Genomic DNA, 12,486 nt, shown 5'->3' with positions numbered 1-12,486 from the left:
AGCGGTCTTAAAGCGGGTGAAGATTTTGCTATGGCGTATTCGCCAGAGCGAGAAGACCCGGGTAACCCTGATTTTGAGACATCGACCATTCCTAAAGTCGTTGGTGCGGATAGCGAAGCTGAGCGCCAAATTGCCAAAGCGCTATATGATATTATCGTTCAGACGGTTCTCGTATCTAACACGAAGACAGCCGAAGCCACAAAGCTTGTTGAGAACATCTATCGATGGGTCAATATCGCGATGGTCAATGAGTTGAAAATCATTTTCGATCACATGGATATCGATGTTTGGGAAGTTATTGATGCAGCCAAGACAAAACCATTTGGTTTCCAAGCCTTTTACCCAGGCCCAGGAGTAGGTGGTCACTGTATTCGTATTGACCCATTCTATCTAAGCTGGAAGGCGAAAGAGTTTGGTTCTTCGACCCGCTTCATCAATCTAGCTGGTGAAATAAACACGCGCATGCCTAAGCATGTTGTGCGTCGTTTGCTGGAAGAGCTATCGACACGTTGTAAGAAGGCGCTCAATGGCGCAAATGTATTGTTGTGTGGATTGGCCTACAAAGCAGATATTGATGACATGCGCGAGAGTCCATCACTTGAGCTGATCAATATACTCAAGGAATATGGAGCGAATGTGGATTTTCACGATCCTTACATTCCAGTTGTGCCGCAAACGCGTGAGCATCCTGAATTTGCAGGGATGAAATCTGTCGAAATTTCACCAGAGAATCTAAAATCCTATGATGCAGTGCTTATTGCCACAAAACACTCAAATGTGGATTACAGGGCGCTGTGTGAAAATGTCGAACTCGTCGTCGATACGCGCAATGCCACGGATGAATTGTTCGAAGAATTCGGCACTAAAATTGTTAAAGTGTAAGGTTGGAAAACGTTAAAGCGACCCAATTGTGGTGAGGAATTTGTGTTCCTCTTTTTCCCAATTGAGTGATTTAGAGGTTTTTAACGAGGCCTTTTTCATATGGTTTATTTGATCAGCTGTAAGTGAATTAATTTGTGTCGCAATAACATGTGGATCAAGGCTTTTGATAACTTTTCCGGTATTATAATTTGTTACAATTTCTGCCATATCAGGAACATCGGACACGATGACGGCCAGGCCAGCCATCATGTATTCGAATAATTTATTTGGCAGGGCATATTTATTGTGAACGGACCTGTTATTTAACAGCATAAGTCCGATGTCGGATTTTTGTGCCGTTTCTATCAATTCGCTAAAAGGGACGGGCGGGGCGATTTCAATTTCGATTTTAGAAGCTGTTTGAACAATTAATTGGTCAAGCGCATTGATATAATCTGGTTGTCCAGGGCCTCTAATAACGAGTTTAAAATCTCTCTTCCATAAAGGTGTACTTTCAATAAGCGCCTCAAGACCACGGCCTTTCGCCACGACTCCTTGATACAAGATTCTGATTTTAGAATTTTCGGAAATAGGGCGAAATTCGCATGCCTTATAAGCAGGAATATTGCGGACACAGACAGGTGTTTTGGGTAATTTATATCTATTCTTCAGTGCTGTACATATTCCTGGAGACACCGAAATTATTGCATCGACTTGAGAAATGTACTTGCGCTCTATAGCTCTGGTGAGCGGTCTTATCCAGATCTTCCATTGAAGGTTATGGCTAAATTGATCAACTGCAAATTCATGTGAATCATATAGAATTTTACCACCGAATTCTTTCTGCAATAAATACGCAATGGGCAACATATCCCAGTCATTTGCAACCCATATTAAATCGGTCATTTGGGATGTAGTGAAGTCTTTCTTTATTGAGAGGCAATTAGTTACCTGCAGATGAATCGCTCTAAAGATAGGGTTGTACTGCCAATAGATGTCATCAGGATTGCAGCACTTAAAAAATCTCAACGCAATTAATAGATTGAAATAGTAAATCAGCCGCCTGATCCGTTTTTTCTGCGAAAGAAATCTGATTAGAACATTGGTGCATTTGCCTATACGTGAGTGTGTTTTTTCTTCTGTGGATGTATTCTGCTGCCTGTTTCTATCTGGAATAATCTTGGCATTGTATAGCAGCACATTTGGAGAAATTTTCTCGGCATCACCAGGGGGCGATGCAGTAGAATTTGGTTGTTCAATGCCAAAGGCAAGAACTTTTGCGTTGGTTGAGCTTAGGGATTGTATGCATCGTAATACGCGTGGATCAGATATAATGGCCGACCTAGAGAGAATGAAAAATTCTCTGCTTCGTTTGGTATCTGGGATAGGTTGCAATTAATTCACTCAACATAGGATGTACTATTTTGTATCTACAACTCGACTGCTTATAAATCAAACGATATAGTTCGACTCAAGCTGCATAATGAGCTGAGCAGTATCAGCAGAAACGACTCGAAGGAAATTGTGTGACCGATTTATCCCAACGATACGTCACATGGCTGAAAAATTATGTCCTGACTTTACGTTCAATTGAAGAGAATAAATCTTGGTTTGACAAATTAAATCAAAAATTTGTTGCAGCAAAAAAACGCGGGGAAGCAATCTTAAAAACTTCAGCTAAGCGGGACATTCGCTCTACTGAAGACTGGTTTGCGGACCTAAGCGCAACTGAATACACATCAAAACGAGAGATTGTTGAAAACGCACGTGCTATTATTATCCAAGGTCCTGCGCCGCGCTTTGATTTAGTTGAACCTGCAAAAGACATATTGCCTGACAATGAACGGGACACTATATATATTGTTTCAAACCACTACCCAGACGATGTAAATCATTTTCCAAGTGCATTTGTGCATAGGCGAGCCATTGTTCTAAAACAAATGGGATACAAAGTTCAGGTTATTAGTAGGTCTCCTAGCACACATGGACGGCTATCCTGGAAATATGAAGACGTCGATGTTGAGGTCTGGACCGATCATCAAATAGTTTCTGCAGCAAACGCATTCGAGCTGTCCCGTTTTATGCTGCATTCACCTGTACCGGATTTATTAGTTTCTTTTGTGAAATTCGTGCCTCATGAAAGATTTATTTGTGTGTTTCATGGCTATGATTGTCGAGACTATTTTCGACTACATTTCAACTTTTCCATTGATGAGTTAAAACAGGATGTAACGTCATTGGAGATACTTCAATCGAAACGCTTTGCGGCATTGCTTTTAGCTGCTCAATCTTGCCCTGATAGGCTAGTCTTTGTTTCTGAGTTTTTGCGTCAAATGGCCACTGAAGATACAGGCGCAGACTTTTCTAAAAGTTATGTCATACCGAATATTATCTCTGAAATTTTTCAACTCGACCAAACTGCCAACAGTGATGTGTCTGTTCTCCGCGTTCTAGTCGTTAAAAACTTTGACCGCCTTAATTATGCTGGAGATCAGATTGTTAAAACGATAGATGCATTGAATAAGAGAACTGATTCTGATCGCGTAGAATTCACCATTGTTGGCTTTGGTCGGTATTTTCCTGAAGTGTTGAGGCCTTTACCTTTGGCCCTAAAAGTTTCGACGATTGAAGGCCCTATATCGAGCTCTGCAATGCAGAAGTTATTTGAGGAACATCACATATACTTGTCTCCAACACGTCATGAAACCCAAGGCATGTCGGTGTGTGAGGCCGCTGGGGCGGGCCTTGCAATCATCAGTACTTCTATATGCGCAGTACCTGAGTTTATGGATCGAAACTTATCAGTTTTATGCAAACCTGAATCAATAGAAGAGCTTGTGAACGCTTTGGATTATTTATGTAATCTACCTAGAGAAGAATTTGACGCTCGACGACGTAAGCAATCGGAAATTATAAGATCGCAATTGTCATACGCAAACACTGTTGAAATGGAGATGCATCTCTTTGGCCCTGACAACATTATTCAATCGAAATAGTGTTCATCATAGGGTATGATTGTTTCTTAGTGCGTTGCAAGATTAATAAGAAAACAAAATATAATCCACCCAATGAATATACCAACAGTCGTCGGAAACCAAGAACGTGTTTTCGCTATTACGTTAAGTTTCAATGATGGACGTTCAACAAGCTGGTGCAATATAACAGAAGCAATAACGGAAAGCCCTAAGCCAATTAACAGCACCCAGTGATAATATCCTTCGTGATTTCCCACCGAAGAGGGAACAGGTATACGGGCTGCCAACTCCATTGCAGGGACATGAATTAAGTATATTAAGAACGACAATAAACCGACTGTTCTGAGGCCAGCAAAACCTGAAAAATTAAATCCCTTATCTTCGGCTCTGCGAGCCAGATATATCCCTCCGGCACAAATAATTATGACTCCCAAACGAGCCGGCACAAAATTTCGGGGTAGTGAAAGTAGCTCTCCTAATTGCGTACTAAACCCAACTGCGCCAAGGACTAGAACATAAGACGCTATTCCAAGTCCTCCCCAAAGGCTTAATTGCTTAAACGGAAGTTTTTCATTTTCGCTGCTCGACTTAGTTTTTAGTGAGAGGATACCAAGTGCTATTCCAATTAAAAAGGCATCTATGTGGTAAAAGAGCGTGTAGGGCAGCCAAGGTTTACCAACCAATTCACTGCGCGAATATGCTGATATCAGAATTCCGATGAGTGCCAAGCTACCTGCCAAGATATATCGAACATATGGTAGATTAATGGTTTGCATTTTTAGACTGGCAAAGATTGGCAGAAACAAAAGCGGCATGACGATGTAAAATTGGAATTCAGTTGAAATAGACCACCAAACGGAATGTCCAATAGGCGCTAATAATACGTCTCGTTCAAAAATATAGGACATTGATGCAAATTGAGCGGCAGTCGTCAGAATATTGTTCGTTTCTAACTTGCTGGGTAGGAAATCTTTTAAAACAACCGCCAGGAAAAATACTGCTGCAAAAGCAGGTATAATTCGAACAACGCGTCTGCTCCAAAATTGACTGACTATCGAGGTGCTTTTGTTCTGAGAAGCAGAATAAAGGCTAAAAGTAAGTGTATAGGCACTCACGACATAAAAAATCTCTACGCCGAAATGTCCATGTTTAGACAAGTTATCGAGCATTGGCTGATCGGTTAAATTTGGGAGCCCTGAAAAACCTGTCGCGTGTAAGGCCACGACGAGAAGTACACCTATACCTCTGAAAAGATCTATCGAGCTGTAAATTCGGCCAGTACTAACCGTTGGCGTTGTAGTAAATATAGTTGCTGCCCACAATACAAAACCTAAAAAGGCAAAAAGAAGACCGCGTGTAAATATTCTGGAATAGTCAAATGAATTGGTCTCGGCTTCCAATACAATCGAGTCGATTAAAAACGATGGCTGTTCTAGCGTATCAATTTGAATATCTAACTTGTTACCAATGGCTTTTTCAGGAAAAGTAACCGTGTGTTCCGTTACACCAGCTTTTTCAGCCCCATATTTAAGAACGGATTTTTGATCTCCAAGAGAGATATTTGCAATGTTCACCTGATTTTTTCCGTAGTCATAAATACGGAAAACAACTCGTTCGGCGGTTTTCTCTTTGTCGAAGTTAACGCTACCGGTCGAATTAACATTGCCGGTAAAAGAGGCGCGTCCTTCTGTGTAGCGTCCAAATAAATTGACGACGCGCCAATCGCCACTTTTTTCGATATCGGCATCTTCTATGAAAATAGAATTTACATTGGCAGTAGGTGTGGTGATAGCACCCAGCAAGAAAAGCACGAGAATACATATTAACCAAGATTTCAGGTTCTTGGTTGCTTTCTCAACTAAAACATTATGCATGTGACAACCCTGTAAAGTATAGGCTATGTGAGTAAGCGATTTTGCACGACGAAAAAACGAAAATTCCAAATCGTTTTATGATCGTACTGTAATTACCGTCGCAAAAAGCCATACATTTTCACTATTTATGACGTCTCTATCATGTGAAATGGAGCAAAGGAACTGCTTGTCTTAAGTATTATCGCATGTTAACGCGGGCTTAATAAATGCGAGACGTTGTGTAGAGGTGGGCCATGACTAAGGAAGTTCTTCAAAATACGTTTAAGAACGACATGATCGTTGCTGCAGTTCTTCCGTGCTACAAGTCCAAAGACCAGGTTTTGGACGTCATAGAACGCTTTGGTGATGAAATAGACCTTATAGTCTGTGTTGATGACAAGTGCCCTGTTGAAACTGGTTTATATATTCAAAAATACTCCAAAGACCCACGTGTTCATGTCATTTTTCAGAAAGAAAATGGTGGAGTAGGGGCCGCGACGCTCTCAGGAATGCAGTACGCTTCGCTTCAGAATGCGGACATTGTTGTTAAAGTTGACAGTGACGGACAAATGGATCCGAAACTGATACCTGCTCTGATCCAACCCATAATTGCAGGCCAGGCTGATTTTACCAAAGGAAACCGTTTCTTTAATCCTGAAGACGTAAGCGAAATGCCAGTTTTACGTTTGGTTGGAAACGCCGGTTTGTCTTTTTTGACCAAACTTAGTTCTGGATATTGGGATATATTTGATCCGACAAATGGTTTTTTGGCGATACACACCAGCATACTGCGCCGGTTGAATGCCAAAAAATTGAGTAAACGTTTTTTCTTTGAGTCGGATCTGTTGTTTCGTGCTGGACTTGTTCGGGCTCGCATTCAAGACATGCCGATGAGAGCGATTTATGCCGATGAAGAAAGTAATCTGAAAATAGGAAAAGTACTATTTGAATTTGGTGGATTACACATAGTCAATTTCTTCAAACGTATTTTCTATAACTATTTTTTACGCGACTTCAGCGCAGCGTCTCTTTATCTTATTTTTGGTCTATTGAGTATATTGATAGGCTCAATATTAGGCATTAGCTATTTTGGTATTTCATTGACTACTGGAGTTGCAGCGACTTCAGGACAAGTAATGATGTCAGCACTTCCATTGTTCATGGGAGGGCAGTTTTTAATTGCTTTTCTAACATACGATATCGGAAACAAACCTACCGTGACGCTATGGAAGTCGCTGGTGGAGATTGATAAAAATACCGATCCAAAAGATATTTTTGGACAGGAAGCCGGATCCAAAGAAAGTGCTTTAGATGCAGATCAACCTAAAGTGGTGGGGCAAGACGATGGCAAATGATAGTACGCACCTTTCAAAGCCTGAGCGCACGGTCGCTGCGCCCGTTTGGCTATTTTTATCTATATTTGTCGTCTCACTCGCATTTCATTTCCCTGGCTGGATGACATTGGATTCGACATCTCAGTTGCAACAGGCTCGGTCTTTTATATTGAACGACGGACATCCTCCCAGTTTAGCAATTATTTGGTCCTTTTTAGATAAAATTGTCCCTGGGCCTTTCCTGATGCTGATACTGAATATTTTAGTTCATTTATCCAGTATTTGGTTGATCTCCTCTTTGTTTAAGTCGCTGACTACCAGATCTGTTTTTCTGTGTGTGGTGTATTTCTTTCCGCCTACTTTCTTGACCATTGGGATGATTTGGAAAGATACCTTGATGAATGGGGGGTTGCTGCTGTCGGCTGGTGCCGCAATTGCCGCTTTTGTTGGTGTCGCAAGGCGAAGAAATTCGAAGATTACAGACGCGTACATACTATTAAGTATAGTATCGGGTTTCTTTGCGATATCTTTCCGGCACAATGCTCCTGCTGGTGCATTGGCAACTTTGTGTCTGGTCGTTTTTTACATACTGATGCGATTTAAGTGGAATGACTGTAGATTGGAAAACACTCTTCCGGCGATGCGCAGTTCCATGCGTGTGCGCAGTTCGGCTTTCATGGCAACTGTCGCAGGAGGCATAGCGCTAACTGTTCTAACGTTTGGAATGGCAAAGTTTACTTTTGATCGCTTCGTCACAAATGAACAGCATTTCTGGCAAGTGCTAGCTTTTCACGATATCGCAGCAATATCTGTACAAACAGAAGAAGATAGATTTCCGACCAAGCTTTATGAAGGCATGAAGTTGGAAACACTTGAAGAGCATTACGTATCTTATAGCGTTTTGCCGCTAACGCGTAATTCTGGCGTTTTCCGATACTTAAGAACTGACCCCGAGCTGGAGCGCTTGGCTGAGGCATGGAAGACATCAATATTGGAAGAGCCTGGTGCCTATTTGAAACACAGATGGAATTGTTTTTTAGGCGCAATAGGAGCTGGTGAAATACATCCGTGGGCACCTATCATTAGAGAACCTATTCCGCAGATAAGAGCTCATTTAGTTCAGTTTGAGGTCGCTGCGTTCCAACAGCCATGGCGAAAAGATCTCTCGAATAAGATTGTTAGAGAAGAGCCATTATTGTTTGAACCATATGTGTATCTGCTCATCACGCTAGCTTTAATAGTTGCATTGATATTCCATTGGATTATTCAAAAACAGTTATCCATTGCGCAATGGGCTACCATGATTTTGCTGTTATCTGGCCTCGGATATGAAGTCTCACTTTTCTTTGTTACACCATCTCCTGATTTTAGGTATTCGACCTATATGATTTTCTGCACAGTCGCTGCAGTGTTCATTTATTGTGTGAGTTTTGACCGCAGACTAACGAAGAAAGTATCCACTAATTTGGTGTTTATCGGCAAATTTGTCGACCTTGCAAAAGCAAGGTTACCTGCATTGCGAAATATCCTGCCAGTTAAAGGTGAATCGTGTTAAATGCTCAAGTTTTTATCAGATTATGGCTTGCTTGTTTTTACTGTATTGTCGTTAGCTGCTGGACAAATATTGTTTAAAGTCGCATCCGGCCGGTTGCAGGGTGTCGGAGTGTCTTCATTTCTGAATACCAATTTTTTAATTATTATGGTTCCGGCATTAATTGTATATGCAATTGCCACGATTACATGGATATTGGTTTTAAGAACAATGCCTCTCTCAACCGCTTATGTCTTTGTTGCATTGGCGTTCGTTATAGTGCCTGTGGCTTCAATATTTATACTGCGAGAGACTGTAACGCCTATCCAGTGGGCTGGATTTTTTTTGATTTGCGCGGGCGTTGGATTAGCCGGTATGTCTCAACTTGCAAAATAGGATTGTTCTTTACCTTTAAACCACGTGAACAAAAAACTAAATTGATCTTCCAACGCCTCATTAGTTCGTGTTTTAGGGCGTCTATAGAGAAGATCAAATGAGAGACTCCGAGTAATCAAATGCATGATATACTATCCAACGCAAACAAAAATAATGGTCTAGATAGAAAACGAGCATTACGAGACGGCAGGTTATATGTCGCCGATTCTGCCAAAAAACAGCAACGTTTCTTCAATGATCTCGGGCGTCTTAGCAAAGATTTTAAATTAATTTTATGGCGCGCCTGGGCTGACACTAAAGCACGCTACAAGCGCTCCGTGTTGGGACCTTATTGGCTCAGTATTGGGACACTTACGTTCGTCATTGGGTATTCTATATTGGCGGGTTTGCTATTTCGCAGGCCATTATCTGAATTTCTTGGCTACATCGCATGTGGCGTGGTGACATGGCAATTTATTTCAGGCTCGTTGGGCGAGGGGTCACGCGTATTCATTTCTAACGCACATGAAATTACATCTATCAGTGTGAACTTGCTGAGCCTACCGTTTAAGCAGATATTGCGTGGATTGATTGCGATGCTGCACAGCCTGCCAATTGTTTTTCTGGTTGTATTCTTTACCGACTCTTTCACATTGTATTCCTTAATGATTTTCCCTGGAGTTGTTATTCTAAGCTTGACAATGTTTGGTCTAATAACGGGATTAGGGACATTAACAGCGCGCTACCGTGACTTAGAGCAACTTACAACCATGCTTGTGCAGTTCAGTTTCTATATGACGCCGATTTTGTGGAAAGTCGAAATGCTGGGTAAAGGTGTGGGACTTTTGCTAGTCTACCTCAATCCTTTCTATTACTTACTTTCTATTTTGCGTCTTCCTTTAATGGGTAAACCCGTTGAGTGGCAGGTCTGGGCGGGAGCTGTATTCTTAATGTGTTGTTCGCTTTCTTTTGGCCTAGGTATTTACGCTCGTTTTCGTCAGCGTATTCCATTTTGGATTTAATCATGACTGCTCGTGTATCTCTTCAGAATGTAACAGTATATTACCCAATGCATTTGGATGAGCGAAGCCGTTCATTTCGGTATTGGCTGGCGAGTCATTTTGTCAGAAAAGAAGAGCGACGACGCTATAACTTTGGCCTGCATCGCATTAACCTTCTCGCTCGCCCCGGGGATCGCATCGGAATCATCGGGCGAAACGGAGCGGGTAAAACAACCTTGCTAAGAACAATAGCTGGCGTTTTTGAACCCGATCAGGGCAAAATAACGCGCTATGGTCACACAGTCTCTTTGATCAATCTGTCTATGGGAATGGACATGTATGCCAGCGGTGTCGAAAATATACGTCGACGCGCAATACTTTATGGTATTTCCGATAAAGCAGAAATCGAAAAACTGATCGAGGATGTAAGTCAGTTTTCTGAATTAAATGAATTCATCAATGAGCCTATCCGCTCATATTCATCAGGAATGCTAGCGCGTCTGTCCTTTGGGATAGCGACAGCAGTATCTGCCGATATTGTTTTAATGGATGAATGGATTTCAGCTGGTGATGCTCGATTTATAGACAGGGCAGAAAAACGTATGGCGGAATACCTAGGGGACGACAAAATCGTATTCCTAGCATCTCACTCAGCTGCACTCGTGCGTAAATGGTGCAATAAAGTTATTGTACTGGATCAAGGTGAAATTAAATATTTTAGTGATGATATTGCCGGGGGTATTACCTACCTGCATAAGCTTCTGGAATTAGAAGCTTAGTTCATTTCATCATCATCATCTTTATCTGTTAGGAAGTTTTTGTTTTCATCTAATTTATTGCTTAATAAAGAAATTTCTACGTCCAATGTGGAGTGTACCCCGCACTGTTTGGCAGAACGTCTAGCCGCTGCCTTCGACATCTTAAGAAACTTGCGGTCATCATTGTAAAGGCGGTCAACACCTTCAACGATTGTATTCACATCTTCAAATGGTGCAACTATCCCGCATTTTTTGTCAACAAATTCAGGTATACCGGCGACTTCATTTGTCAAAACAACCAGACCGCTTGACATTGCTTCACCACAGGTTAACCCCTGACTATCCCATCTTGAAGGCACGAGCATTAGGCCGTGTTTTTCATGCTGCTCTCGCAGTTCTTCAATGCTCAGAAAACGACGCTCTATTCGTACATTTGAAAAATTGCGAAGTGGGTCGACAGATTCGTCAAAGAACCGTCCATCTCCAAATATAGAAAACTCTAATTCATTGAAATATGGCTTTTTACTCAATTCAAGTATGACATCTCTCGAAATATCATTGCTATAATTGTGCGCTGCAAATGTTCTTACCCAGAGAATTTTTTTACGGTGTTTCGCCAATTTCGGAACATAGGGAAAATCGTCCTGATTGATACTATTGTGAATAATATGCGAGCTTTGGGCTTTTTGATCAGCAAAGGTTTCCGCGATATTCTTCATAAAGTTGGAAACAAAAATAGTCTCAACATTTTCATGAGCAAACACTTCACTCATCGTCTGTTTGCGGTCTTTGTTAGCCAGCTCCAAGCGAGGTTCCAATGTCTCTAATTCTTTGGCGGAGAAATTAAAGGCTAGTTCTTTCCAATTTCTAGCTTCAAATCCATGAACCCAAATAACTATAGGTTTTTTATCTGCATAAATTTTCAATTCTGCCCAAATAGGTTTCTCAACTGAATGAGCAGCAAGAATTTTAAAAGTCGATAGTCTCAAAATTTTGTTCAAGCCAGCTGGGTTGACTCGGACGACACGAACGCCTCCAAAGATAGAAGACGACAATTCTTTTCGGCTGTTAGAGACTTCAATAACGGCAACTTTGATACCCGCAGCATGATAAGCTTCTATCCGTTTCTGAACAAATTCTCCGCCATACGCTCTGTCGCCCCCCGGATAGGCAGGACAGACGACGATAACGTCACTTTCAATTGTCATTTTCTTGGTGATTTCAAGAGCCAAATCGCGGCGTTCTTTTGCCAGTGCGTCTAGTTGGTTTTTCTTCGTAATATCTTTTATCAATGATTTGACGGGCGAAAGAGTAATTAATCTTTTGAAAGTTAATAATATTTGCCTATCAAGACGCATATTCGCTGCACGCTGATTTACCAAGTTTACTGTTTTTGCTAACTCAGTTAACTCTGTACGCACTTGCTGTAGTGAAGAGCTGCCTTGAGCCGGTGCGCTCCCTTTGAACGCGCTTTCACCATGCTCTATTTGATAGAGCCGTTGATCAATTTGTTGTAATTGCGCAAACAGGCTTTCTTGAATTAGTCGGTCAAGGTGTTTAGCTTCTTTATCTGAATCTGACTTCATTTCTGTTTGCCCGATGACTACTGTTTATCAAGTATCTGGCCAATCACCCTATAGAGTAATCGGCACACCCAACCATTGCTTGTTATTGAGATAATTGGGAATTACTGTCAATCTATTTAAGAATTTGCGCGTGCTTAGTTTTGTAAGAAAAACCGCTATCTCACAGCTAATTTCATCTAATTGTACAAATTAATCAGTATGGTCATTTTTTT

10 protein-coding genes are annotated in these 12,486 nt (G+C 41.4%); 7 read left to right on the top strand and 3 right to left on the bottom strand.

All coding sequences use genetic code 11. From position 1 onward, the window contains the following. Positions 1-882: nucleotide sugar dehydrogenase (locus tag F551_RS16890; protein ID WP_018996451.1), on the top strand; the 882-nt coding region annotated here is incomplete at its 5' end. Positions 883-894: 12 nt separating this feature from the next. Here the strand turns inward: F551_RS16890 and F551_RS17420 are convergent. Beyond that, on the bottom strand, positions 895-2,256 hold the full coding sequence (locus F551_RS17420; protein ID WP_155826112.1) for a glycosyltransferase: 1,362 nt from the start codon (positions 2,254-2,256) through the stop codon (positions 895-897). Positions 2,257-2,387: 131 nt separating this feature from the next. Between F551_RS17420 and F551_RS0115800 the strand changes: the two genes are divergently transcribed. Then, positions 2,388-3,857, top strand: coding sequence for a glycosyltransferase family 4 protein (locus F551_RS0115800; protein WP_018998499.1), 1,470 nt, complete (start codon positions 2,388-2,390; stop codon positions 3,855-3,857). A gap of 26 nt (positions 3,858-3,883) precedes the next feature. Here the strand turns inward: F551_RS0115800 and F551_RS0115795 are convergent, their stop codons facing one another. Then, entirely contained in the window at positions 3,884-5,710 is a 1,827-nt protein-coding gene (locus F551_RS0115795) for an acyltransferase family protein (RefSeq protein ID WP_018998498.1), read from the bottom strand. A 233-nt stretch (positions 5,711-5,943) separates the two neighbouring features. On the opposite strand from F551_RS0115795, the gene F551_RS16885 reads away from it, so the two are divergent. The 5 genes from F551_RS16885 (at position 5,944) to F551_RS16875 (ending at position 10,709) form a co-directional block, all read left to right on the top strand. After that, positions 5,944-7,044: a glycosyltransferase family 2 protein gene (locus tag F551_RS16885; protein WP_018998497.1), complete on the top strand. Its 1,101-nt coding sequence runs from the start codon at positions 5,944-5,946 to the stop codon at positions 7,042-7,044. Beyond that, positions 7,034-8,578, top strand: a complete 1,545-nt coding sequence (locus F551_RS0115785; protein ID WP_018998496.1) for a hypothetical protein — start codon at positions 7,034-7,036, stop codon at positions 8,576-8,578. Before F551_RS16885 ends, F551_RS0115785 begins: the two co-directional genes overlap by 11 nt. Continuing rightward, positions 8,579-8,950, top strand: coding sequence for a DMT family transporter (locus F551_RS16880; protein ID WP_018998495.1), 372 nt, complete (start codon positions 8,579-8,581; stop codon positions 8,948-8,950). 119 nt (positions 8,951-9,069) lie between these two features. Further along, entirely contained in the window at positions 9,070-9,951 is an 882-nt protein-coding gene (locus F551_RS0115775; RefSeq protein WP_018998494.1) for an ABC transporter permease, read from the top strand. Between the two features lie 2 nt (positions 9,952-9,953). Beyond that, positions 9,954-10,709 carry an ABC transporter ATP-binding protein gene (locus F551_RS16875; protein WP_018998493.1) on the top strand — a complete coding sequence of 252 codons (756 nt, stop codon included), beginning with the start codon at positions 9,954-9,956 and terminating at the stop codon, positions 10,707-10,709. Here the strand turns inward: F551_RS16875 and F551_RS0115765 are convergent. Next, positions 10,706-12,274 (bottom strand): glycosyltransferase family 4 protein, encoded by a 1,569-nt coding sequence (locus tag F551_RS0115765; protein WP_018998492.1) that lies wholly within the window; start codon positions 12,272-12,274, stop codon positions 10,706-10,708. The genes F551_RS16875 and F551_RS0115765 overlap by 4 nt on opposite strands. Between the last annotated feature and the right edge of the window lie 212 nt (positions 12,275-12,486).

It is taken from the genome of Hirschia maritima DSM 19733 (assembly GCF_000378345.1).
GTDB classification, from domain to species: Bacteria; Pseudomonadota; Alphaproteobacteria; order Caulobacterales; family Hyphomonadaceae; genus Hirschia; species Hirschia maritima.
The sequence above is the reverse complement of the archived record's forward strand: the minus strand, read 5'-3'. Positions and strand labels throughout refer to the sequence as shown.

Excerpts from the sequence above, each read along its gene's own strand:
- F551_RS0115795 (WP_018998498.1), bottom strand. The coding sequence starts at position 5,710 with ATGCATAATGTTTTAGTTGAGAAAGCAACCAAGAACCTGAAATCTTGG.
- F551_RS16885 (WP_018998497.1), top strand. The coding sequence starts at position 5,944 with ATGACTAAGGAAGTTCTTCAAAATACGTTTAAGAACGACATGATCGTT.
- F551_RS0115785 (WP_018998496.1), top strand. The coding sequence starts at position 7,034 with ATGGCAAATGATAGTACGCACCTTTCAAAGCCTGAGCGCACGGTCGCT.
- F551_RS16880 (WP_018998495.1), top strand. The coding sequence starts at position 8,579 with ATGCTCAAGTTTTTATCAGATTATGGCTTGCTTGTTTTTACTGTATTG.
- F551_RS0115775 (WP_018998494.1), top strand. The coding sequence starts at position 9,070 with ATGCATGATATACTATCCAACGCAAACAAAAATAATGGTCTAGATAGA.
- F551_RS16875 (WP_018998493.1), top strand. The coding sequence starts at position 9,954 with ATGACTGCTCGTGTATCTCTTCAGAATGTAACAGTATATTACCCAATG.
- F551_RS0115765 (WP_018998492.1), bottom strand. The coding sequence starts at position 12,274 with ATGAAGTCAGATTCAGATAAAGAAGCTAAACACCTTGACCGACTAATT.